The sequence below is a fragment of the Bacillus sp. FSL W8-0645 genome, from assembly GCF_038007905.1.
In the GTDB taxonomy this organism is placed as follows: domain Bacteria; phylum Bacillota; class Bacilli; order Bacillales; family Bacillaceae; genus Bacillus; species Bacillus pumilus.
Genome location: NZ_JBBOYC010000001.1, coordinates 2,771,401 through 2,795,180, shown reverse-complemented (window position 1 = coordinate 2,795,180; position 23,780 = coordinate 2,771,401). Strand labels below are relative to the sequence as shown.

Sequence of the window (23,780 nt, the reverse complement as noted above, 5' to 3'; positions counted from 1 at the left end):
TTCTTCCCCCATTTGTTACATTTTAATCACGATATCGTCACAGGCTGCAGCTTATTTTCGGATAAAATGATAACGCTTTCAAAGAAAGGGTGTGATGAACATAGATCGTTCTATTAAAGGCCGATTGTTCAACTTATTTAATTACTCTTTTCTACTCATGTTCGCATTAATATGTGTGCTTCCGTTCATCCATGTCATTGCAGCCTCTTTTGCTACAGTAGAAGAGGTCATCACGAAGAAGTTTATCTTGTTCCCGACCACGTTTTCTTTAGAGGCCTATCGGTATATTTTCTCTACGGATATTGTGTACCGCAGCCTTATCGTGTCCATTCTTGTGACACTCGTTGGAACAGCTGTCAGCATGTTTTTGTCCTCACTCATGGCATATGGGCTGTCTCGTCAGGAGTTAAAAGGCCGGAGAACATTGATGTTTCTCGTTGTCTTCACGATGCTATTTAGCGGAGGCATGATTCCGACGTTTATTGTGGTGAAAACACTTGGTCTGCTTGATACCTATTGGTCACTGATTCTACCGGTTGCGATCAATGCGTTCAATTTGATCATTTTGAAAAACTTCTTTCAAAACATTCCGGCAAGCCTTGAGGAATCAGCAAAGATGGATGGCTGTAACGATTTAGGGATTTTCTTTAAAATTGTGCTGCCACTTTCTTTGCCAGCTATTGCGACCATTTCACTTTTTTATGCCGTGACGTATTGGAATACGTACATGACCGCCATCCTGTATTTAAATGATTCAGTGAAATGGCCGATTCAGGTACTTCTAAGGCAGATTGTCATTGTTTCGAGCGGAATGCAAGGGGATATGTCGGATATGGGATCATCCACACCACCGCCAGACCAAACGATTAAAATGGCTGTCATTGTGGTAGCCACCATTCCCGTTCTGCTTGTCTATCCATTTATTCAAAAGCATTTCAACAAAGGGGCATTACTAGGTTCTGTAAAAGGTTAAAAAAAAGGAACAACGGAGGGATCTTATGGGGAGAAAGAAATTATGGTTGATTGCGTTTGTCCTGTTATTTGCAGCAAGCGGTATTCTATCCGCATGTTCAAGCAAAGGAACAAGTTCATCAGATGAAAAGGTTGATTTAGACAAAAAAGTGAAGATGACATGGATGGCCATTTTGTATCATCAGCAGCCGCCGAAAGATTCGGTTTTAAAAGAGATTGAGAAGCTCACAAATACAGAACTTGATATTACGTGGGTGCCGGATGCTGTGAAGGAAGACCGGTTAAATTCTGCACTTGCCGCCGGGAATTTGCCGCAGATTGTGACGATTCAAGACATTAAGAATTCGTCTGCTATTAATGCGTTCAGATCAGGTATGTTTTGGGAAGTCGGTCCGTATTTAAAGGATTATCCAAATTTAAGTAAGATGAACGAACTGATTAATAAAAACGCCTCTATAGACGGTAAGCTTTATGGCATTTATAGAGAGAGACCACTTTCAAGACAAGGAATTGTCATTCGAAAGGATTGGCTTGAAAATTTAAATTTGGATACACCAAAAACCTTAGATGATCTTTATGAGGTAGCGAAAGCCTTTACTGAAAAAGATCCGAATCAAAACGGAAAAGCGGATACAATTGGCTTTACGGATCGGAACGATTTGATTTATGGCGCATTTAAAACACTTGGTTCATATGAGGGAATGCCAACAGACTGGAAAGAAGAAAACGGCAAATTCACGCCAGACTTTATGACAGATGAGTACATGAATACGATGAATTACATGAAAAAACTGCGTGATAATGGCTATATCAACAAAGACTTCCCTGTGACAAGCAAAACACAGCAGCAGGAATTATTCTCACAAGGAAAAGCAGGAATCTATGTTGGAAATATGGTTGATGCTGTGAACTTGAGAGATGACGCGACAGATAAAAACATGAAAGTCGATATCTTGAACCGAATCAAAGGTCCAGATGGCAAAGAACGGGTGTGGGCATCAGGTGGTCATAATGGCATCTTCGCATTCCCTAAAACAAGCGTGAAATCAGAGGCAGAATTAAAGCGAATTTTGGCCTTCTTTGATCGCATTGCAGAAGAAGATGTCTATGGTCTCATGACGTACGGTATAGATGGTGAGCATTATAAGAAAGAAGAAGGGAATACATTTGTCAGGGAAGAAAGCCAAGTGAAAAGCTGGCAGACAGATGTACAGCCGCTTGTCAGTCTAGTAGGCATTGATAAACGTTACTTGAAAAATAAAGGGGATGCCGTTCGTACAAAATATGAAGAGCTAGAAGAAGACAATCAAAAGATCATCGTCGCCAACCCTGCTGAAAGCCTGTATTCAGAAACAGCCTCAGAACGAGGAAATGAATTGAAAAAAATCATCGATGATGCGACCTATAAGTTCATTCTTGGAGACATCAGTGAAGATCAATTTAAGAAAGATGTAGAGAAGTGGAAATCAAATGGTGGTCATAAAATCATAGAAGAATATGAAGCTTCCTTTAAAAAATCAAAATGATCAACATCAACACCCCCGCACAGTTAAAGAGCGGGGGTGTTTTTATTAAAAATCAAAGTTGTCTGGGTCTGGACCGATCCGTTTGTTTTCATTTAAGTCAGAAAGACGTTTCATATCCTCATCAGATAAGACAAAATCAAATATATCTGCATTTTCTTTTAAACGATGCGCTTTCGTTGATTTTGGAATGGTAATGACGCCTTTTTGCACATCCCAGCGCAAAATAATTTGAGCAGGTGTTTTGCCGTATGTGTCCGAGAGTTCTTTGATCACCGGATGATGAAGCAGTTCCCCCTGCATGAGCGGTGACCAAGCTTCCATTTGAATGCCGCGAGAGTTCAAATACGTATAGAGTGCTTCCTGCGTTAGTTTTGGGTGAAACTCGACTTGATTGATGGCTGGTATGATGTCTGCATCTTTTAATAGTTCGTCTAGATGATGCGGCTGGAAGTTGCTCACACCAATGACTCTAACCTTTCCTTCACGATACAAGGTTTCCAGCGCACGCCAAGCGTCTTTATATTTTCCTTCAACCGGCCAATGAATTAAATATAGATCCAAGTAGTCAAGCTGAAGTTTTTTCAAGCTTTCCTCATATGCTTGTAGAGTGGATTCATATCCTAAATCGGCATTCCACACTTTTGATGTCACAAAGAGGTCTTCGCGGCGCAGTCCTGTTTCTGCAAGACCAAGTTGTATGCCTCGTCCAACCCATTCCTCATTGCCATAAATAGCCGCTGTATCAATACTGCGATATCCTATTTGAATGGCTGTTTTGACGGCGTCTATTAATTCTGCACCATCTTCAACCTTGAATACACCGAGACCAAATCCTGGCATGTGGACCCCATTGTTTAATGTTTTTGTACTTTGTAAATGATTCATATTGAAGACTCCTTAGATGGTTTGATTTTGTTCTTGTTGTTCCATTCGAAAACTAATCATCGTGAGAATCGCTGCGATGAGGACCATGATACCGCCGACCCAGCCTGTATGCACAAGCCCAAGAATATCTGTCACGATGCCGCCTAAAAATGAGCCGATGGCGATACCAGCATTAAAGGCAGCAATATTCATAGCGGAAGCGACGTCGACTGCTCCAGGTGTGTATCTTTCTGCAAAATCAACGACAGCTACTTGAAGCCCTGGTACATTCATGAAAGCAAACAGTCCCATCAGCATGACGGTTGTGATGCCTAGCACCGTAAATCCAGCAGTCAAGCTAAGGATAAACAAAATGATGCTTTGGATGATAAACATGTAAATCAGTGCTTTCATTGGCTGCTCATTAGCAGCCTTTCCGCCAATGACATTTCCAGCTGCGATCGTGATCCCGTATAAAAGCAAGATCAATGCCACCGCCCCAGGCGCAAGACCTGTCACATGCTGTAAGAGAGGGGATAAATACGTAAAGACGACAAAGGTTCCTCCGTATCCTGTTGCTGTAATGACAAATAGAAGCAAGATTCTTTTTGTTTTTAATAAAACAGCTTGATCCTTAAATGATGTTTTCACGCCTTGCTTTAATTGAGATGGAACAAGAAAATAGTTAGATATTAGTGCGATCATACCAATAATGACAATCACACCGAATGATGTCCGCCAGCCGAGCTCATGACCAAGAAATGTCCCGAATGGCACGCCCGTCACAGTCGCTACTGTTAAACCAGTGAACATAAAGGCAATCGCGCTTGCCCGTTTTTCTTTCACTACAAGGCTTGCAGCAATCGTAGAGCCAATGGACATAAAGATTCCATGGGACAAGGCTGAAATGATCCGTCCGATTAAAAGTACTGAAAAGGTCGGAGCCATCGTGGCAAGTGTATTTCCAATCAAAAAGACGAGCATAATGAGCAAAAGCAATGTTTTTCTTTTCATCGTTGAAGTCAGAGAAGTCAAAATAGGCGCGCCGAATGTCACACCAAGTGCATATAAAGAGACGGTCCAGCCCGCCTGGCTGACGCTCACTCCAAAGTCCTCCGAAATCATTGGCAAAAGACCGACACTAATAAATTCAGTGGTTCCTATAGCAAAAGCACTAATAGCTAGTGCGAGAAGGGCAAAGTAGTTTTGTTTTTTCTTCATGAATCAGTTCACATCCTTCTGTGATGACATTTTGATAGACGAAGCCGATCGGCAAGAGTTATTATCTAACATGGATGACGAAAAAAAAAGTACGTACTTTTTTGTAATATAGGTACTAAAAAGTGCCTGTTCGTATAAAGAGGAGTGAGGATTTAATGGAAAAGAAAAAATATAATATCTCCGTGGAAGCGACCCTTGAGGTCATTGGCGGAAAGTGGAAGTGCGTGATTTTATGTCATTTAACACATGGGAAAAAACGTACAAGTGAATTGAAGCGACTCATGCCAAACATCACACAAAAAATGCTTACACAACAGCTGAGAGAGCTTGAAAGTGATGGGGTGATCAACCGGATTGTGTATGAGCAAGTGCCGCCTAAAGTGGAATATGAATTAAGTGAATACGGTCAGTCGCTCGAAAGAATTCTGAATGCGCTATGTGATTGGGGAGCAGCTCATATTGAACGTGTGTACGGAGAGCCGCTTTCAGTGCTAGAAGACAGCATTTTAAATGAACAGTTTAAATAAAAAAGTCCCGCTTCCTATGAGAGCGGGACTTTTTGTCTTATATGCCTTTTTTCTGGTCACGGTATTTGCCAGGGGTCGTGCCTTCTAGTTTTTTGAAGGAACGGATGAAGTTTTGCGGGTTTTTATATTTCAGTTTTTCCGAAATTTCTTTGACGGACATATCGGTCTCCACGAGCCAGTTTTTGGCGACATGGTGTCTGTAGGATGAGAGATATTCACTGAAGGAGATATCCATTTCCTTTCTAAAAATACTGCTTAAATAATTTGGGTTGTAATGCAGGCGTGTGGCAATTTCATCCAATGTGAGATCTGAGTCGAATTCTTGATGAATGATATGGATGATCTTTTCTGAGATGTTTTTGTATTGTGATTCCTCGCGTGCACCTAGCTGGTCAATAATCGGCCGAATGATCTCATGTTTCAACCATGCTTCGGTATCTTCAAACGTTTTAAATTCAAAAATCGTATCATACAGCATTTTATTGTCTTCGACCTCAAATAATTCAATGCCAAGCAAATGCATCAGCTCAATCAAATTGTTTAAAAAACGGGCGAGGGCGATATGGTACTCGTGCGGTCCTGCATTTTTCGAGAAAATGGATTGCAGGAGCACATGTAAATAGTGATCTGCCTTGCCTTGATCACCTGCTTTCATCGCATCAAATAAATCATGCTGCAGCTGCTTTGGAAAATGGGTTTTAAACGTTTTTCCTTGCTGGATATGTTCATATAAGATAATGGACTTTTTCTCTGCTTTGAGTCTGTATTTTAAGGCCTCTTTTCCTTCAATGTAAGCCTGTTTTGCCATCGTGAGCTCCTGAAACTGACGGCTGATTCCGATGCTGATCGATAAACCAAGCTGTTCCTCGATACGCAGCTGAATCGTTTCCGCTAATTGGTTTAAATATTCAGTAAACTCTTCATCTGACTTTGAGTGATTTAGGATAATCGTCGTTTGATGCTGATTGACAACTGTTGGCTGAAGGTGCTCCTCTTGCGGAATAATCTGCTCAATCAGTCCATTGATCGCAAATAAAAGTAAGTCAGCATCCTTTTTTTCATAAGGTGTTCCTTTTAGCGTATCAATTTGGGTCACAAGCATGGATAAGTGAGACCAGTCCTGAGGGAATCCTAAACTTTGGAACCGGTTGTTAATTTCTTCTTCTGTCAGCTTTCCGAGCAATAGCCGCACCATAAAGTATTGCTGGAGGTGCGTGACTTGCTGCTCAATACGTTCCTCTAAATCATTGTTTTGATCCTTCATTTGTTTAATACTCGACTCAATCAACTCAAATTCATTTTGAAAAGGCTGCTTTTGCAAAAAGGATTCATTGCGTGCAAAGGACTCATATAACAAGCGGATTGGTTTATAAAAATGTCTGGACCCAAACCATGAAAATAGTAATGAAAGCGCTAACAAAATAAAACAGATAATAAAGGTGATCCACCCAATTGATTTCGTTTGTGCCTTGAGTTCTGGAATGGAAACAAAGGATAGGTACGTCCATTCGTTATAGTCTGATTTTTGAAACGTAATTTGATAGTTTAGTTCCTCGATCTTCATGTTAAATTGACCTGATCGCTCTTCACGTGATAGGACATGCTTGACGAACTCTTGATTTTTCAAGGATTCACCAATTTGTTCTTTGCGGTTATGTAGCAGCACTTTTCCATTAGTATCAATGACAAACATACTGTCAGATTGAGAGAAGTCAGGCATATTGTCAGCAATCATGCAGCTCGGAATGCTGGCGACAGCGATCCCTTTTTTCTGGACACTGTTCATAGGGAGTTGTTTGATTAAGTTCACATTGTATTTGCAAAAGGAGGCCTTTCCTTCTTTTGTCGCAACAAGTGGATTATTCTCTTCAAGTGCCCAGCTGGAATGACTCGGAATATTGAGGTAAGAGGTGAGCGCTTTCTCTTGGTCTCCGCTTGTGACATGATAAAGCCCTGAATTGTTCATGTACCAGTCTTCCATTTTACTGACGAGCGTAATATTGGAAAGATCGGTGTCAAAGGTTTGCAGGTAGTTCAGTTCCTGCTGTACTTGATTATAAAGCTGGAATTGGTCTGGATTTAAAGGTTCTGCCAGTGTTTGAAGGAGAGGCGGCGAACTGACATAGTGAGTGAGAGAATGATCAACTGTCTTTAAAATATGCTCAATATTGGATTGCGTTTGTTTAACGCTGTCCAGCTTTTCATTTGAGATATTTTCGAGTGCTGTTTTTTGTGAATGCTGATAAGAAAAAATACCGACAATGATGACAGGAATCGTACTAAGCATGAAAAAAAACGTGACGAGCTTGTAATAAAATTTATATTGCCTTCTTTTCATAAAACCCCCCATTTCAAACGGAACAATCTTTTCCTCTTTATTTATTAATCCAAAAATCTGGTAGGTTTGTCAATAATCATTTTCTGAGATTAGGATCATTTTCTCATGTTTTATGTAACGTTTTGAGTAGCTTCCCCTAAGTAAATATGATCTGATGATATGATTGTAGACGGATTTTTCATCCTTAAGATACAGTTAACACATGCATCAGCATGAGGGAGGCTTTATCTATGAAAACAGAGGATGTCATTGCCAAGGGTATGCCTGCGGCAGCTTTGAAAAAAGAAAGAAGAAAGCGCTTACTTAATCAAATGCTTAGTCAAAAGTTTTTGTATGTCATGATTTTGCCAGGGCTCATTTATTTTCTTGTCTTTAAATATGTGCCGATGTGGGGCCTGATCATTGCCTTTCAAGATTATCAGCCGTTTCTCGGTATTCTTGGCAGTGAGTGGGTTGGCTTCAAACACTTTATTCGATTGTTTACAGAACCAACATTTTTCATCTTATTAAAAAATACACTGATTTTATTTGCCATGAATGTTGTGATTTTCTTTCCAATTCCGATCTTATTGGCCTTGCTTTTAAACGAGGTCAGATTGGCCTTGTTTAAGAAATTTGTGCAGACGATGATATACATTCCTCACTTCATGTCATGGGTGATTGTCGTGTCCTTATCCTTTGTTTTGTTAACAGTAGATGGCGGGTTAATCAATGAATTGATTGCTTTCTTTGGAGGGGAAAAGATTAACTTCCTTCTTAGTCAGGAATGGTTTAGGCCGATGTACATTTTACAAGTGATTTGGCGGGAAGCAGGCTGGTCGACGATCATTTACCTTGCGGCGATTACAGCGGTAGATCCGCAGCTATATGAAGCAGCGAAAATGGATGGAGCCGGCAGACTGAGACAAATGTGGCACATCACTCTCCCTGCCATTAAAAGCGTAATTGTCGTTCTGCTTATTTTAAAAATTGGTGACACATTAGAGCTTGGCTTTGAGCATGTCTACTTATTACTCAATGCAACGAACCGGGAAGTAGCAGAAATCTTTGATACGTACGTTTATACAGCTGGTCTTAAGCAAGGGCAATTCAGCTATAGTACCGCTGTTGGTCTATTTAAAGCAGCCGTTGGACTCATTTTGGTTATGCTGGCGAACCGTTTAGCGAAGAAATTTGGGGAAGAAGGTATTTACTAAAAAGGGAGATGAAAAAGAATGACATTATCGACTAAAAAGGGATCACCACTTGAGCATGCAGAGAAATTAGCACAAACAATTATGAAAGCGCATACACCAATCGAGCTACCTCCAGCTGGAAGATGGCATTATCATCAAGGCGTTTTTCTTTGCGGTGTGATGAAGCTATATGAGTCAACGGGGAACGAGACATATTTCAATTATGTGAAAAGCTATGCAGATTCGCTCATTGATGAGTATGGAAACCTGTTATTCCGGAGAGATGAGCTTGATGCGATCCAAGCAGGGCTCATTTTATTCCCTCTTTATGAACGAACAGGAGAGAAGCGGTATGTGCTGGCAGCGGAGAAGCTCCGCGGGCTTTATCGCACATTGAATCGCACATCTGAGGGCGGATTTTGGCATAAAGACAATTATGCTTATCAAATGTGGCTGGATGGTCTCTACATGGGCGGACCTTTTGCCTTAAAGTATGCAAAGCTGAAAGATGAAGAGGAACTGGTGGATATGGTGATCCAGCAAGAGCATCTCATGAGAAAGCATACAAAAGATGAAAAAACAGGTCTGTATTATCACGCGTGGGATGAACGAAAAGTGATGCCATGGGCTGATCAAAAGACAGGCTGTTCTCCCGAGTTTTGGGCAAGATCATTTGGCTGGTATGTCCTTGCATTAGCAGATATGATCGAGGATCTGCCAGAGCAGCATGAGGGGCGAAAGGTGTGGAAGGAAACGCTGACACACATGCTGGAAAGTGTAGCTAGGTACCAGGATCAAGACACAGGTCTCTGGCATCAAATCATTGATAAAGGTACTCATAGCGACAACTGGCTTGAAAGCTCTGGATCGTGTTTATTCATGTACGCCATGGCAAAAGCCATGAACGAAGGGTATGTCAGCCTCCGCTACGCTGATCATGTGGTGAAAGCATATCAAGGCTTAATTCAGCATAAGACGGCTGAGACAGAAAACGGTGATTTTACCATCAATGATATATGTATCGGAACATCCGCTGGATTTTATGATTACTACGTCGGTAGAGAGAGAAGTACAAATGATTTGCACGGGGCAGGCGCTTTTATTATGGCGTTAACTGAGCTAGAGAAGCTGCCTGTTTTTCAAAAGGCATGAAGAGGCAAAAAAGGGTTGCTGCATGGCTCATCAGCTTCATCGCTGCCTTTTGTTTGTCAGCCTGTCATGGGAAAACAAACGGTATCGATGTTCTGATTTTTTCTGACATGTCAAAGGGGATGAAGGATCAATTAGTCGAGAAGGCTTTTCAAACGGACCAAGAAACGTATAGCGTCCACATCTTTCCCGCGATTCCTGAAAAACTTCTTGTTGAAATTACCGCAAAAGAGGGGGATATCATGCTTGTCCCGGAAGAAATGTTTCGAACGTATGATGATCCTGAAAGCTTTCAGTTACTTGAAGAAATGGGCATTGATGATCAAGCGGCAGGGCCATATACGGTCGAGAACCAAAAGACAGGGAAAACGGTTGATTATGCGGTTCAAGTTAGTAAAGGCACGAAAAAGCTAAATGGCTATACCTTTCGATTACATCGAGATATGGTCGCTTTTATTCCCGTGTATGCAGACAAGTCCAAAGAGGCGCTGTCTCTCATGAAACAGCTTCGTGAAAATCGATAGAAAAAGGGGTGGGGCCTGTGAAACGGATTGTGGTTTGCGGACTCAGTCATCGTGCGTTCAATATGTTTATTAAACCACTCACAGAGGATTTCAATGAGTATTACAGGATTACAGGGCTTTTAGATATAGATTATCACCGGTATACACTTTGTCAGGAGCGTTTTCCATCACTGCGGGGCGTCTCGTTTTTTCATGAAGAGGCATTTGATCAAATGGTGAAGGAAGCAAAGCCAGATATCGTCATTGTGGCAGGCAGGGATGACACACATGTCACCTATATTTTGCAAGCACTTGACCATGATCTCGACGTCATCACTGAAAAGCCGATGGTCACAACAGCAAAAGACGCCAAAAAAGTAATGGAAAAAGAAAAGGAAAGTAAAGGAAAGGTCACAGTCACTTTCAATTATCGCTACAATCCATTTCATCGAAAGATCAAAGAACTCATTTTAGAAGGAAAGATTGGAAGGGTCACATCTGTTGAACTGAGCTGGCTCATTGATACGTATCATGGTGCTAGTTATTTCAAAAGGTGGAACCGAACGCGGCAATTCTCTGGCGGGCTATCCATTCATAAATCGACGCATCATTTTGATTTGGTCAATTGGTGGATCAATCAAAAGCCGAAGCAAGTATTTGCCTATGGGGCGCTGAACTATTACGGAGATAAAAGTCCTTGGAATCCTTTGCAGGGGGGAGAAAACAGGTATTGCGGAACATGTCATGTGAAGGATACATGTCATTATGAAGCAAGGTGGAATCCGAGGGTAGTACGCTCAAAGGTCGAGGACGATCATATCGAATCCGGTCAGGAGCAAACGCAACAATACACCAATTATCGCCCAGACGCCTGTATTTTTGATGAGGAAATTGACATTGAGGATACATATGTGGCATCAGTGGCATATGACCAAGGGGCTCTCTTCAGCTATTCGATTCAATTCTCAGCTCCATATGAAGGATACCGGCTTGCCATAAATGGGACGAAGGGGCGTATTGAAACAAATGAGTTTCATGTGCCATCAAGAATTCCTTTTCAATTCCCAGAACAGACGATTTCTTATTATCCGATGTTTGGAGCAAAAGAGACGATTGAAGTTGTGAAGCAGCCTGGGGGACATGGCGGCGGAGATCCTTTGCTTTTGGCCGATTTATTTATCGGTAAAGATCCTTTAATTCACTATGACATATCAGCAGGGGCAGAGGCTGGTGCTTATTCAATTGCACTTGGGGAAGGCATGTGGCGGTCTGTTGCAGAGAAGCGCCCAATTGACATAGAAGAGTTGCTTCATAAAGAGACGGTGTCATAAAAAAGAGAGGAGGGGAAAGAGGTGGATCATGATGGTTCAATGAGCAGAATGCTTCGAATGTGTGAGTGGGTGATGCGACTCGCCTATACGAATTTGCTATGGCTGCTGTTCACTATGCTGGGGCTTGGGATCTTTGGATTGATGCCTGCGACCACTGCGTTATTTTCGGTGATGAGAAAGTGGATACAAGGGCATGAGCAAGTGAGCGTTTTCCGGACTTTTTGGAAGGTGTACCGTGAGGAGTTTGTACGCTCTAACTTGATTGGAGTGGCGCTTTTGATCATAGGAACGATTATATATGTAGACCTTGCGTATATTTATCCAACAAGCTGGTTTTTGCATGTGCTTCGTTTTGCCATTTATATCTTTGGTTTTCTCTTTGTTGTGAGCTTGTTTTATATTTTTCCGCTGCTGGCTCATTATGATTGGAAAAAACGTCTCTATCTGAAATTCTCTCTTTTGCTTGGTATTTCATATTTGCAATATACACTCTGTATGCTCGTTTTCTCGGCTCTGCTGTTTGTTCTCTTTGCTTATTTGCCGGGGATCGTGCCGTTCTTTAGTGTGAGTATACTCGCCTATGGTCATATGTGGCTCGCCTACCAAGTATTCAAAAAAGTAGAGTTCGAAAGTGAGCAGCAGACAGCCGAAGTAAAGAAACGCCTGCCGTCTTTCCTGCAATCGAAGCGGGTGAATACACAGTGATGCAGTTCATTTGCTATAATGGTGTCACCGTGATTAAAAGGAGAGATGAGCACCGTGTCAGTAAAAGAAATCTCAATAGAAGAATTAAAACAAAAGCTAGAGCAAGAAGAAGCCATTCAGCTTGTTGATGTGCGTGAGGACGAGGAAGTAGCAGAAGGAATGATTCCAGAAGCTGTCCACATCCGAATGGGAGATATTCCTGAGAAACTGGATGCATTCGATCAAACGCAGGAGTATTATATTATTTGCCGCTCTGGTAAACGTAGTGAAAATGTCTGCTATTTCCTAGAAGACCAAGGCTATCAAGCGACCAATGTCGTTGGCGGAATGCTTGCTTGGACAGGAGAAACAATACCGAAGCTGTAAACAGAAGTCCTTTCATCTCATAGATGAAAGGCTTTTTTTGTTCATATGCCCGCCCTCATGTGCATAAAGATAGAGTAGCGAGAGAAGGGAGAGTGGCATATGTGCTAAAGGTAGCTGTATTTGATGAAGAGCACGAAAAAGATTTGCAGAGCGAAATCAATCTTTTTTTAAAAGGAATGGATGACGACCAAATCATTGACATCAAGTACAATGTAGCGGTGATCTGTGAGCAAGGAGGAGAACAGCTCTACTGTTTTTCTGCACTCATTTTATATAAAAAATAGACGGTATCAAAAAAAGGACCTGTTTGAAGGGTCCTTTTACTTTGTTTAACTGGCGTCAATATATAAACGATGCTTGTTGCAGTGAACACATTGAAAGAGATAGCCTTGCAGATCCCCGCCGTTGACAAGCCATTGCTTTAGGTTCTCTTTCGTTAATCCTCCGCCGCTGCAAATGTCTTCGATATCTTCTGTGAGCTCTTCCTCTAAATGTTCTATCTCTTTCCATCCGACATACTGGACGATCGCACAAAAATCTCCGCAATGGCTTAACCAATATTCCTGCTGCCAGCCGCGATAACCAGGTGTTCTATAGATCAGTTCATCTATATATTCCTCTTGCTCAACGTCATCACAGCTTGCATCGTCTTGAAAGATGCCATCGTATTTTTTAGCGGCTGAACCATCTTTAATGCACCAAGGGCAAATTCCTTTCACATCTTCAACAGAATAAAATGGACCATGATACACATATTCTCTTTCTTTTTCACAAACAGGACATGTCGTAGGCTCTTTTTTGATCACGTTTAACGAAACTGGATCTGGGTTGTACTTGAATGTAGGCAGCGTCATATAAACCTCCATTATGTAGAAATGATTTCATCATTATTTTACAGGAGTCCTCCTGCTTGCAACAATCTTAAATTGTATATATAGATAGAAAAAAGCCGTTCTTATGAGGAACGGCTTTTCAGCGTGTAGACAAACCCTCGCATTCGGTGTCAGTCCTGCGTGCTGGTGCTCACGAATGTCAAATTCGTTCCGCTCCAGTACTCGTCCTTCCTAGACTTCAAAGGTTTTCTATCACGCTGAGTTGAAAAGAAGACAAAGGGCTAAAATAAAGATCATTTTAGCCCTTTGTCAACAATCTGAAAAGCCGTTCTTATGAGGAACGGCTTTTTTCGCTTGAGATTATGCTTTTTTTACTCTTGGACTTCGTGGTTTACTGACTTTATTGGCTTGCTTGATGGCTCTTCGTTCATCATTCAGTGACTTGTACAGTGAGATAATCATCAAAATAATGACAACGGAGAACGGCAAGGCTGCGAGCTTGGCTGTATTTTGCAAGGCTTCAAGTCCCCCTGAAAATAAAAGAACGGCAGCAACAGAAGATTGGATAATACCCCAGCTAACTTTGACACTGCCAGAAGGGTTCAATGATCCATAGGTTGTCTGCATTCCAAGCACAAATGTAGCTGAATCAGCCGATGTAATAAAGAATATAGCGATTAAAATAAGTGCTAGAATCGATGTGATCATCGCCAGCGGATATTCATTTAGTACACCGAAGAGCATTGTTTCTGTTGATAGACCCGCAACATCGACAATATTTTTTTGCTGTAAATCCATCGCAGATACACCGAAAATCGAGAACCATAGGAATACTAAGATAGAAGGAGCCACTAAGACACCTACTAAAAATTCTCGAATCGTTCGTCCGCGTGACACCCTTGCGATAAAGATACCGACAAATGGTGCCCAAGAAATCCACCATGCCCAATAAAAGATTGTCCATCCATTAATCCATTCTCTCTTCTCAGGATCATTTGGAGATAGACGGAAGCTCATTTGAACGATGTTGGATAAGTATTGCCCAATTGAGTCAGTAAATGAATTTAAGATAAAAACAGTTGGACCTACCAAAAGTAAGAAAAACATCAGAACAGCTGCTAATACCATGTTGATATTACTTAAGTATTTAATGCCTTTTCCAATCCCGCTTAGAGCAGATGCAAGGAAAAGCACCGTCACAATCATGATAATGATCAATTGTGTGCTAAAAGTATTCGGAATTTGAAACAGGTAATTCAATCCACCGTTTATTTGTGCCGCGCCTAATCCTAGGCTTGTCGCAACACCAACTACAGTTGCAAATACCGCAATACAATCGATGGTTTTTCCGATCCATCCATTCGTTTTATTTCCTAATACTGGCTGCAACGTTGCACTGATTAAGCCAGGTGCATCTTTTCTGAATTTAAAGTAAGCAATACAAAGTGCAACAATGGCATAAATAGCCCATGCATGAAGCCCCCAATGGAAAAAAGTATATCGAAGGGAATCTCGGAATGCCTGCGCCGTTTCAGTATCACCTGTTGGTGACTGGATAGCATAGTGGCTGATTGGTTCAGCTGCTCCGTAAAAAACAAGACCAATTCCCATACCGGCACTAAATAGCATCGCAAACCAAGAAAATAAGCCGAATTCAGGCTCTTCTCCAGGTTTTCCTAGCGTAATCTTACCGATTGGGCTAAAGATAAAGAATAGACAAAAGCCGACGAGTAGTGACACCACTAACAAGTAATACCAGCCAAAGTCATTTGTAATGTATGTTTGGATTTGATCTGTGACATTTTGCAGTGTTTCTGGAGAAAAAGCTCCCCATATGACGGTAACAAATGTGATCGCAATCACAATCCAAAATACACTTGATACGTTTTTCACACCATCTCACTCTCCTGTTGTTCTACACGTTTAAGCAGAGGATTTACTTAATATCCCCTAACTCAACTAATTTCAAACAAAAAGAGGCGAGCTTCTCACTCGACCTCTACTTTACCGTAACATGTTTTGCTTCCATTAATCAACTATCGATATGTGAAGATGATTTTTCTTCGATTCGTTTACGAAGACGATAAACGTATTCTTTTAAACAAACAGCGAAGATGGTAAACGCCAACACAATGGCAACTTTTAATGGGGTAATGGACAATTTTAAGAAAACAGCGGCTGTCAAACTAATCACAACTGCTAGGATAATCGGAAGTGCACGTCTTATCATGAAAATCTCTCCTTTGCTTCGAGTGCAGCATTCATACCAGCAAGTCTGCCTGTTACAAGTGCTGACGTGATATTGTATCCGCCTGTATAACCATGGATGTCTAGAATTTCTCCGCAGAAATAAAGACCGGGCATTTTTTTAGACGCCATTTTTTTCGGTTCAATTTCTTTCACAGAAACGCCGCCTCCTGTGACAAACGCTTTGTCCAAAGAGAGTGTACCGTTCGCATGAACGATAAAATGTTTGCAATCATGGGCGAATGCGCGCAGTTTGTCCTTAGCAAGACCAGAAAAAGTGTCTTGCGGATCTATACCGTTCCTCTCTAACAGAAACAATAAATAGCGTTCTTGCATCCAAGACTTTAGGACATTTTTAATGGCTTTTTTTGGTTCATCTTTTAGGTCTCGATGAAGCTTTTGGAACAGATCTTCGTCATTAAGCTTCGGATATAAGTCTATTTGCAGACGGACGACCTGCTGTTTTTTCAATTCTTTCACCACAAATCCGCTGCATCTAAGAACAGCTGGGCCGGATAAGCCAAAGTGTGTAAAGATCATATCCATGACATGTGTGACGACGGGTTTTCCTTTTTTATTTAAAACACTGACAGCCACACTTCTTAAAGAAAGCCCTTGGAGCACTTTTTCTTTTATAAAACGTTCATCTGATGTGACCGGTACTTCTGTTGGGAAGAGCTCTGTAATTGTATGACCAGCGGCTTCTGCCCATGCGTAGCCGTCACCAGTAGAACCAGTATGCGGCACACTTTTTCCGCCAACAGCAATCACAACGGAATTACTTGAAATTTTTTCATCATTATTTGTAACAATTCCGGCTGCTTGTCCGTCTTGATACAGAACTGTTTTAATCTTCTCATTCGTTCGAATGGTCACATTGAGGTTGCGGAGCCTGTCTAAAAGGGCATCCACAACAGATTGTGCTTTGTTTGAGACAGGGAACATACGTCCATGATCTTCTTCTTTAAGTTCAATGCCGAGGTTTTCAAAAAACGAAATAATATCCTCGTTATTGAACTCAGAAAATGCACTATATAAAAAACGGCCGTTTCCGGGAATATGCTTGATGATTTCTTCTACTGGAAGGCGATTGGTGACGTTACAGCGTCCACCGCCAGAAATGGCGAGCTTTCTGCCAAGCTTGGTTCCTTTGTCAATTAACAGAACAGTTGCACCGTGCTCTGCTGATGCAATCGCGGCCATCAGTCCAGAAGGTCCACCGCCAATGACAATGACATCATAATGTTTCATGTTACATTCCTCTTTCTACTTTCAGTCATTCATCTATTATAACGAAAATTGGGGAAGGCTGAAATATGAATTGATTGGTTTTGTACCTTCTGTATTGGATTTGTTACCTGTGCGTCGAAATGATGTGGTAAAATAGTTGAGTTGAATATTCATTAGAAAAATGGTGGTTAAGCGCATGTCTAATAAACTGCTTCGTGGTACGTTGGTTTTAACGATAGGGACTTATCTCTCTCGTATTCTTGGTATGATTTATTTAATTCCATTTAGCGCAATGGTTGGAGCTACTGGTGGAGCGCTATTCCAATATGGATACAATCAGTATACGATCTTTTTAAGTATTGCTACGCTTGGTTTTCCAACAGCGGTATCAAAATTTGTTTCTAAATATAATGCAATCGGCGATTATGAGACAACGAGAAAAATGTTCAGGGCGGGTATGTCGGTCATGCTTGTCACCGGGATTATCGCCTTTTCTATTTTATATTTGACCGCACCGATTTTTGCCAAGATTCAGCTTGGCGGATCAAATGAAATAGGTGGTTTGACTGTCGATCAAGTGGTATATGTGATTCGGATGGTCAGTTTAGGTCTTTTGGTTGTACCTATTATGAGTCTTGTGCGGGGGTTCTTCCAAGGACACTCTATGATGGGACCGACAGCTGTTTCCCAAGTCATTGAGCAGCTTGTCAGAATCATCTTTCTACTAACAGCAACGTTTATTATTTTAAAAGTGCTTGATGGCGGTCTTGTCATCGCTGTCGGATATGCCACATTTGCAGCACTTATTGGCGCATTTGGCGGTTTATTCACGCTTTATTTATATTGGCTGAAGCGCAAGGATCGACTCTTATCCATGCAGCCGAATACAGGTGCTTCCTCTGACTTATCTTATAAGCAAATGTTTACAGAGCTATTTAGCTATGCGGCACCGTATGTGTTTGTTGGACTGGCGATTCCAATTTATTCTTACATAGATACAAACACTATTAACAGAGCCATGATTGCATCAGGACATCAGGATATTAGTACAGCGGTATTGTCTATTGTGACGTTATATTTACCGAAGCTCGTGATGATTCCTGTGTCGCTTGCAACAGCGTTTGGCTTAACCTTGATACCAACGATTACAGAATCATTTACAGCTCGTAACTACAAGCTGCTCAATAGACAAATTGATCAGACAATGCAGGTCATATTATTTTTCGTGCTGCCTGCTTCATTTGGTATCTCAGCATTAGCTGGACCGGTTTATTGGTTTTTCTATCCGTCTGTTCATCCTGAGATTGGGATGTCAATTTTGTTCTGGTATGCACCTGTTGCGTTATTGTTTTCTTTATTCACCATTAATGCAGCGATTTTGCAGGGAATTAACAAACAAAAATTTGCCATCGTCAGTCTGTTGTTAGGGATCATCATTAAAACGGTTCTGAACATTCCGTTAATCAGCTGGCTGCAAGGAAATGGTTCTGTGCTTGCGACTGCGTTAGGCTATAGCGCGTCCATCTTGTATATGTTTATCATGATTAAGCGCCATGCCGGCTATTCGTTCCGCAGGATTTTCAAACGATTTATTCTCATTATTATTTTGACTGCGATTATGGCTGTAGTGGCGTATGCGACATGTCAGCTTGTGAGCCAAGTGATTTCGTATGAAGGTGGAATTGTTAATGCGGGCATCGTCATTTTGATTTCAATGATCACTGGCGGCGGTGTGTATCTGTTCCTGTCATATAAGGTAGGATTACTTGAGCGTGTACTCGGCAGCCGTATGCCGACATTTTTAAGAAAAAAGAGTTAAGAAGAGGTGGAGTTTCATGAGGCTTGATAAATTACTTGCTAGCAGCGGCTTTGGTTCAAGAAAAGATGTAAAGAAGCTGGTCAAGGCACGGGCAGTCACCGTGAATGGAGAACTGGCGAAGCAGGTGAAAGATCATGTTGATCCATCGAATGATGAAGTGCTCGTACACGGAGAGCGTGTAGAGTATAAAGAATTCATTTACTTAATGATGAACAAACCAGGTGGGGTCATCTCAGCTACTGAAGATTTGCGGGATGAAACGGTTGTCGATTTACTTGAGCCGGAGGATATCGCAAGGGAGCCATTTCCTGTTGGGAGACTGGACAAGGATACAGTCGGTCTTCTCCTCCTCACAAATGATGGACAGCTTGCACATCAATTACTTTCTCCAAAAAAGCATGTGCCAAAAACGTACGAAGTTCATTTGAAATATCCATTAGGAGATCAAGACATCAAGCGCCTTGAAGAGGGTGTTATCATTTTAGATGATTACCGTACAAAGCCGGCAAAGGTTGAAGTAGATGCGAATGAAAGTGAAGATACACGCATCCGTTTAACGATTACTGAAGGAAAGTACCATCAAGTGAAGCTGATGGCGCAAGCGGTGGGAAATGAAGTCATCTTTTTAAAAAGGCTCTCGATGGGGGCTGTCTCTTTAGATGAAGACCTAGCGCCTGGAGAGTACCGTGAATTAACGGATGAAGAATTAGACAGCTTAATCAATCGACCATAAATATAGAACAAAAGACAAAAGAAAAGAACCGGCATATCACCGGTTCTTTTTGTTATATGGACAGTTCATTATACGCTTAAGATGATATTTTTACTTTTTTTCTCGTTGTTTCCCATTTGCCTCTGCTTGGACTATGAACAAGATCGTTATAGGCAAGCACGTTTAAGTCTCTTTGAATGGTTCTAGGTGTGATCCCGAATTCATCAACCAGCTCTTGTGTCGTCACAAGACCTTTCTCTTGAATGAACATATAGACTGATTTTATTCGAGTCATCATACGGTTTGTTGAAGGTTTCAAAAAACCACTCCCTATCAATAAGATCGGATGGACTTGACTAACCACAACTTACTACACTAAAACTGCGAAATGAGGACATTCAACAATGGTAAATGTTCGTTTTTCTTATTATTTTACTCTATTATACACGATATTATGCATCTAGTTCCACCAAAAAGTCAACTTTACATGTTATTTAACTTGTCTTCATGAATCGAAACATGGTATATACCATGTTTTGAATTCGGTTACAACCCAATGGGCGTAAGGCGTATGGAGAATACTGTCACATTCAAACGTCCAAAAATGAAACATAGAAAATTTACAAAATAAAAAATTCACTCATCTTAAAAAGACACATCCCTTGTTAGAATGTGCCTTTTTTGTTTCTGTTATCCTTCTAAGAAAAAGAGCTGAATGAAAAATAAAATGGCAAAGATAAGGACAAGAACATGTACCTCTCTCCATTTCCCTTTTGCCAGTTTCACAAGTGGATATGAAATAAATCCAAGTGAAATTCCGGTTGAAATACTAGATGTCAGCGGCATGGAAAGAATCACAAGAAAAGCAGGGAATGCTTCGTCTAGCTCGTTCCAGCGAATGCGTGACACGGAGTTCATCATCAAGCACCCGACAATGATGAGAACAGGTGATGTGATGGATGGTAAAGAAGAAATGGCTTGAACGAGCGGACCGAAAAACAATGCCACAATAAACAGTGCAGCGACTGTTAAAGACGTTAGCCCGGTTCTTCCGCCAGCAGCAACCCCAGAGGATGATTCAATATAAGCTGTTGTTGGGCTTGTTCCAAACATAGAACCAATCGTCGTTGCAGCAGAGTCAGCGAGCAGGGCTCTGCGTACCTTTGGCAGCTGGCCTTTTTTCATGAGTCCGGCTTGTTCAGCCACTCCGATCATTGTGCCCGTTGTATCAAAAATCGTCACTAGTAAGAAGGAGAAGACGACCGCATATAAATGATGAGAGAATACATCACCAAAGGCAGCGAATGGATTTGTAATCAGCATACCTTCTGGCAGTGCAGGGATGTCCATCAGCATCTTAGGGAAATGAAGCTGTCCTGTTACAAGGGCAATCAGTGTCGTTGCTAACATGCCGATAAACAGAGCACCATTGATTTGAAGTACCATTAAAATAACAGAGATCATTAAGCCGACAAGCGTTAAAATGACAACAGGCGAGCTTAAGTTGCCAAGCTTCACTAGATTTTCCGGGTCAGCTGTGATAATCCCAGACTGACGGAGGCCGATAAATGCAATAAAAAGCCCGATTCCGGCTGTAATGCCGTATTTTAAATTATCTGGAATGGCTTGAATCAGTTGTTTTCTAAGGGATGTTAACGATAAAATAATAAAGAGTATACCAGCAACAAATACCGCACTGAACGCTGTTTGATAGCTGATGCCGCCACCACCGACAACTGTAAAGGTGAAATAGACATTCAGCCCCATACCTGGTGCAATCGCAATCGGATAGTTTGCAAAAAGTGCCATCCAGAGCGTACCGACGACAGCAGCGATAATTGTTGCAGTAAAGACTTGGTCAAAAGGAATGCCTGCTTTTGAAAGAATTCCTGGATTAACGGCAACAATATATACCATGGTAAAGAATGTCGTCATACCAGCGATTAATTCTCTCTTTATGTTGGTTTGGTTTTCTTTTAACTGAAACATAAAATCCTCCATTTACGAACATTATTACAAAACAATTAATATAATATTCGTTTTAAGGGTGGATTGCAACCTTTTTTCAAGGAGGAATGGAAAAATGAATTGGGAAGCTGAAGTCATACGAAAAAAAGACGACTTAATAAAGGACACACAATCTTTTTTGCAAATTGAAAGTGTCCTTGATGAAGAAGGTGGAAAAGAAGGACAGCCATTTGGTGAAAAAGTCGATCAGGCCCTTCAGTATATGCTGAAAAAAGGGGAAGACGAAGGCTTCACAGTCAAGAATGTGGATGGCTATGCAGGTCATATTGAATATGGAGAAGGCGAAGACATTGTAGGTGTGCTATGCCATGTGGACGTTGTGCCTGCTGGTGACGGCTGGACTACCCCGCCATTTTCAGCAGACATAAGAGAAAATAAAATATTTGCACGAGGCGCCATTGATGATAAAGGGCCAACCATGGCGGCTTTCTACGCACTGAAGATGTTAAAAGATACGGGGATGAAGCTGTCAAAAAAGATTCGAATGATCATTGGAACAGATGAAGAAAGTGATTGGCGCTGTGTGGACCATTATTTCAAGCATGAGGAGATGCCACAAATTGGATTCGCGCCAGATGCTGATTTTCCGATTATTCATGCTGAAAAAGGGATCGTTGATGCCATTGTGTCATTTACATATCAACGTACAGAACAACATCAGCGCTATACGCTCAAGCAATTCACATCGGGTATGCGGCTGAATATGGTGCCGGATGATTCAACTGCCACTGTGACAGCGGCACAAGAACACGATGCTGAATCATTAAAAACAGCTTTTGAAGCTTATCTTGCTGACAATCAATTATCAGGTGAGGTAAAGAATGTAGCGGATGGACTGCATTTCACATTAAAAGGTGAATCAGTTCATGCCATGGAGCCGGCGCATGGCATCAATGTGGGCATTCATATGGCCAATTTCCTATGTGGACAAGAATTAGATGAAGACGGGCTTGCTTTTACCTCTCAAATCAATGCTTTATTTGATCAGGATACAAGAGGGAAAAAGCTGGGGATTGCTTGCAAAGATGACATTAGCGGAGATTTGACCTTGAATGTTGGCACGATCCGCTATACACAAAGCGAGGAAGCGAAGCTAGGATTAAATGTCCGCTATCCAGTGACAGCAGACGGCAAGGACGTTAAAAAAGGGATCGAAGGCATCAAAGGGGCTACCCTTCTAAAATTTGATGACAGCCCTCCACATCATGTCTCAAAAGATCACCCGCTTGTCAAAACATTGCAGCGGGTATATGAGGAACAAACGGGAGATCCAGCTCATCTGATTGCCATTGGTGGAGGAACGTATGCGAGATCTTTAGAAGCGGGCGTTGCCTTTGGCCCTCTCTTCCCTGGCAGACCAGATTGCGCACATCAGAAGGATGAATATATCGAAATCGATGATCTGCTAAGAGCAACCGCACTATATGCACAAGCCATGTATGAATTGGCAAAATAGAAAAAGAGAAGAGGGGATTCACAGTGAAAAAAATGTTCTTATGCTCTTCATTCAAAGACAGCTATTCTCTCTTGTCTGACTTTGCGGGTGAATCATTAAAAGGGAAACGCGTGACATTTTTTCCAACAGCAAGTGCTGTGGAAGAAGTCACGCACTATGTAGAGGCAGCAAAAGAAGCCTTTCATCAACTCGGTATGCAGCTAGAAACCGTTCAAATAGCTGAGCAGTCTACCGAAGAAATCACAAAGATGATGAAACAAAATGATGTGATGTACGTATCAGGAGGCAACACCTTTTATTTGCTGCAGGAATTGAGAAAGCACGGTCTCGATGACGTGCTAAAAGAAGAAATCAATAAAGGCAAGCTGTACATTGGTGAATCTGCAGGGAGTATCATCATGGCGCCAAGCATTGAATATATTTCCGTGATGGATGATCGGCAGAAGGCACCAGAGCTTTCATCTTATCAAGGATTCAATGAGATAAGCTACTGTCCGGTACCGCATATGTACAATACCTATTTAGGCGAGGCTGCGCAGCAAATCATGGAGCAGTATGAGCAGACGCTCGATTTATGCCCGCTTACTGACGAGCAGGCTTTACTCATCACAGGGGAGCAGGCTGAGGTGAAGTCCGACAAATCGTCCTAACCTTGAAACAGCATGTAGACAAACCCTCGCATTCGGTGTCAGTCCTGCGCGCCGGTACTCACGAATGTCAAATTCGCTCCGTTCCGGTGCTCGTCCTTCCTAGGGCTGCAAAGGTTTTCTATCACGCT

Annotated in this window: 23 protein-coding genes; 14 read left to right on the top strand and 9 right to left on the bottom strand. The window is 41.7% G+C overall.

Features of this window, described 5'->3' with window-relative positions:
• Nucleotides 1-112: 112 nt before the first annotated feature.
• Nucleotides 113-973 carry a carbohydrate ABC transporter permease gene (locus NST39_RS14325; RefSeq protein WP_087976618.1) on the top strand — a complete coding sequence of 287 codons (861 nt, stop codon included), beginning with the start codon at nucleotides 113-115 and terminating at the stop codon, nucleotides 971-973.
• 25 nt (nucleotides 974-998) lie between these two features.
• Nucleotides 999-2,498 carry an extracellular solute-binding protein gene (locus NST39_RS14320; protein ID WP_341028954.1) on the top strand — a complete coding sequence of 500 codons (1,500 nt, stop codon included), beginning with the start codon at nucleotides 999-1,001 and terminating at the stop codon, nucleotides 2,496-2,498.
• Between the two features lie 45 nt (nucleotides 2,499-2,543).
• Here NST39_RS14320 and NST39_RS14315 read toward each other — a convergent pair whose 3' ends face one another.
• Complete coding sequence (locus tag NST39_RS14315) at nucleotides 2,544-3,383, bottom strand: aldo/keto reductase (protein WP_341028953.1); 840 nt, start codon at nucleotides 3,381-3,383, stop codon at nucleotides 2,544-2,546.
• Between the two features lie 12 nt (nucleotides 3,384-3,395).
• A complete protein-coding gene (locus NST39_RS14310) occupies nucleotides 3,396-4,583 on the bottom strand; it encodes an MFS transporter (protein WP_341028951.1) in 1,188 nt (395 codons plus the stop codon).
• A gap of 155 nt (nucleotides 4,584-4,738) precedes the next feature.
• On the opposite strand from NST39_RS14310, the gene NST39_RS14305 reads away from it, so the two are divergent.
• On the top strand, nucleotides 4,739-5,110 hold the full coding sequence (locus NST39_RS14305; RefSeq protein ID WP_003217763.1) for a winged helix-turn-helix transcriptional regulator: 372 nt from the start codon (nucleotides 4,739-4,741) through the stop codon (nucleotides 5,108-5,110).
• A gap of 37 nt (nucleotides 5,111-5,147) precedes the next feature.
• Here the strand turns inward: NST39_RS14305 and NST39_RS14300 are convergent, their stop codons facing one another.
• A complete protein-coding gene (locus NST39_RS14300) occupies nucleotides 5,148-7,448 on the bottom strand; it encodes a helix-turn-helix domain-containing protein (protein ID WP_065098638.1) in 2,301 nt (766 codons plus the stop codon).
• Nucleotides 7,449-7,678: 230 nt separating this feature from the next.
• Between NST39_RS14300 and NST39_RS14295 the strand changes: the two genes are divergently transcribed.
• From NST39_RS14295 to NST39_RS14265, 7 genes are all read left to right on the top strand, one after another.
• Nucleotides 7,679-8,644: an ABC transporter permease gene (locus NST39_RS14295; RefSeq protein ID WP_065098637.1), complete on the top strand. Its 966-nt coding sequence runs from the start codon at nucleotides 7,679-7,681 to the stop codon at nucleotides 8,642-8,644.
• 18 nt (nucleotides 8,645-8,662) lie between these two features.
• Complete coding sequence (locus tag NST39_RS14290; RefSeq protein ID WP_341028946.1) at nucleotides 8,663-9,775, top strand: glycoside hydrolase family 88/105 protein; 1,113 nt, start codon at nucleotides 8,663-8,665, stop codon at nucleotides 9,773-9,775.
• Entirely contained in the window at nucleotides 9,772-10,296 is a 525-nt protein-coding gene (locus NST39_RS14285; protein ID WP_341028944.1) for a lipoprotein YteS, read from the top strand. Before NST39_RS14290 ends, NST39_RS14285 begins: the two co-directional genes overlap by 4 nt.
• Nucleotides 10,297-10,313: 17 nt before the next feature.
• Nucleotides 10,314-11,606, top strand: a complete 1,293-nt coding sequence (locus NST39_RS14280; RefSeq protein WP_341028942.1) for a Gfo/Idh/MocA family protein — start codon at nucleotides 10,314-10,316, stop codon at nucleotides 11,604-11,606.
• A 21-nt stretch (nucleotides 11,607-11,627) separates the two neighbouring features.
• Nucleotides 11,628-12,311: a YesL family protein gene (locus NST39_RS14275; protein ID WP_106065789.1), complete on the top strand. Its 684-nt coding sequence runs from the start codon at nucleotides 11,628-11,630 to the stop codon at nucleotides 12,309-12,311.
• Nucleotides 12,312-12,365: 54 nt separating this feature from the next.
• On the top strand, nucleotides 12,366-12,677 hold the full coding sequence (locus NST39_RS14270; RefSeq protein ID WP_341028940.1) for a rhodanese-like domain-containing protein: 312 nt from the start codon (nucleotides 12,366-12,368) through the stop codon (nucleotides 12,675-12,677).
• 101 nt (nucleotides 12,678-12,778) lie between these two features.
• On the top strand, nucleotides 12,779-12,961 hold the full coding sequence (locus tag NST39_RS14265; RefSeq protein WP_003217582.1) for a sporulation protein Cse60: 183 nt from the start codon (nucleotides 12,779-12,781) through the stop codon (nucleotides 12,959-12,961).
• 45 nt (nucleotides 12,962-13,006) lie between these two features.
• On the opposite strand, the gene NST39_RS14260 is transcribed toward NST39_RS14265, so the two are convergent.
• The 4 genes from NST39_RS14260 to NST39_RS14245 all read right to left on the bottom strand — a co-directional run bounded on the left by NST39_RS14260 (nucleotide 13,007) and on the right by NST39_RS14245 (nucleotide 17,008).
• A complete protein-coding gene (locus NST39_RS14260) occupies nucleotides 13,007-13,531 on the bottom strand; it encodes a CbrC family protein (RefSeq protein ID WP_044142183.1) in 525 nt (174 codons plus the stop codon).
• Between the two features lie 339 nt (nucleotides 13,532-13,870).
• Nucleotides 13,871-15,403: a glycine betaine transporter OpuD gene (gene opuD, locus NST39_RS14255; protein WP_106066867.1), complete on the bottom strand. Its 1,533-nt coding sequence runs from the start codon at nucleotides 15,401-15,403 to the stop codon at nucleotides 13,871-13,873.
• Nucleotides 15,404-15,542: 139 nt separating this feature from the next.
• Complete coding sequence (locus NST39_RS14250) at nucleotides 15,543-15,740, bottom strand: hypothetical protein (protein ID WP_050943538.1); 198 nt, start codon at nucleotides 15,738-15,740, stop codon at nucleotides 15,543-15,545.
• On the bottom strand, nucleotides 15,737-17,008 hold the full coding sequence (locus tag NST39_RS14245) for a BaiN/RdsA family NAD(P)/FAD-dependent oxidoreductase (protein ID WP_341028938.1): 1,272 nt from the start codon (nucleotides 17,006-17,008) through the stop codon (nucleotides 15,737-15,739). The genes NST39_RS14250 and NST39_RS14245 overlap by 4 nt, the downstream gene beginning before the upstream one ends.
• A gap of 175 nt (nucleotides 17,009-17,183) precedes the next feature.
• Between NST39_RS14245 and NST39_RS14240 the strand changes: the two genes are divergently transcribed.
• Nucleotides 17,184-18,806, top strand: coding sequence for a putative polysaccharide biosynthesis protein (locus tag NST39_RS14240; protein ID WP_341028935.1), 1,623 nt, complete (start codon nucleotides 17,184-17,186; stop codon nucleotides 18,804-18,806).
• Nucleotides 18,807-18,822: 16 nt separating this feature from the next.
• Nucleotides 18,823-19,539, top strand: a complete 717-nt coding sequence (locus NST39_RS14235) for a pseudouridine synthase (RefSeq protein ID WP_341028932.1) — start codon at nucleotides 18,823-18,825, stop codon at nucleotides 19,537-19,539.
• A 76-nt stretch (nucleotides 19,540-19,615) separates the two neighbouring features.
• Here NST39_RS14235 and NST39_RS14230 read toward each other — a convergent pair whose 3' ends face one another.
• Both NST39_RS14230 and NST39_RS14225 read right to left on the bottom strand, forming a co-directional pair.
• Entirely contained in the window at nucleotides 19,616-19,837 is a 222-nt protein-coding gene (locus tag NST39_RS14230) for a DeoR family transcriptional regulator (protein ID WP_008356419.1), read from the bottom strand.
• 371 nt (nucleotides 19,838-20,208) lie between these two features.
• Complete coding sequence (locus NST39_RS14225; RefSeq protein WP_044142189.1) at nucleotides 20,209-21,507, bottom strand: NCS2 family permease; 1,299 nt, start codon at nucleotides 21,505-21,507, stop codon at nucleotides 20,209-20,211.
• A gap of 94 nt (nucleotides 21,508-21,601) precedes the next feature.
• On the opposite strand from NST39_RS14225, the gene pepV reads away from it, so the two are divergent.
• Both pepV and NST39_RS14215 read left to right on the top strand, forming a co-directional pair.
• Nucleotides 21,602-23,002, top strand: coding sequence for a dipeptidase PepV (gene pepV / locus NST39_RS14220; RefSeq protein WP_341028929.1), 1,401 nt, complete (start codon nucleotides 21,602-21,604; stop codon nucleotides 23,000-23,002).
• A 23-nt stretch (nucleotides 23,003-23,025) separates the two neighbouring features.
• The gene (locus NST39_RS14215) at nucleotides 23,026-23,652 is read left to right on the top strand and encodes a Type 1 glutamine amidotransferase-like domain-containing protein (protein ID WP_341028928.1); all 627 of its coding nucleotides are present in this window, start codon (nucleotides 23,026-23,028) and stop codon (nucleotides 23,650-23,652) included.
• Nucleotides 23,653-23,780: the final 128 nt, after the last annotated feature.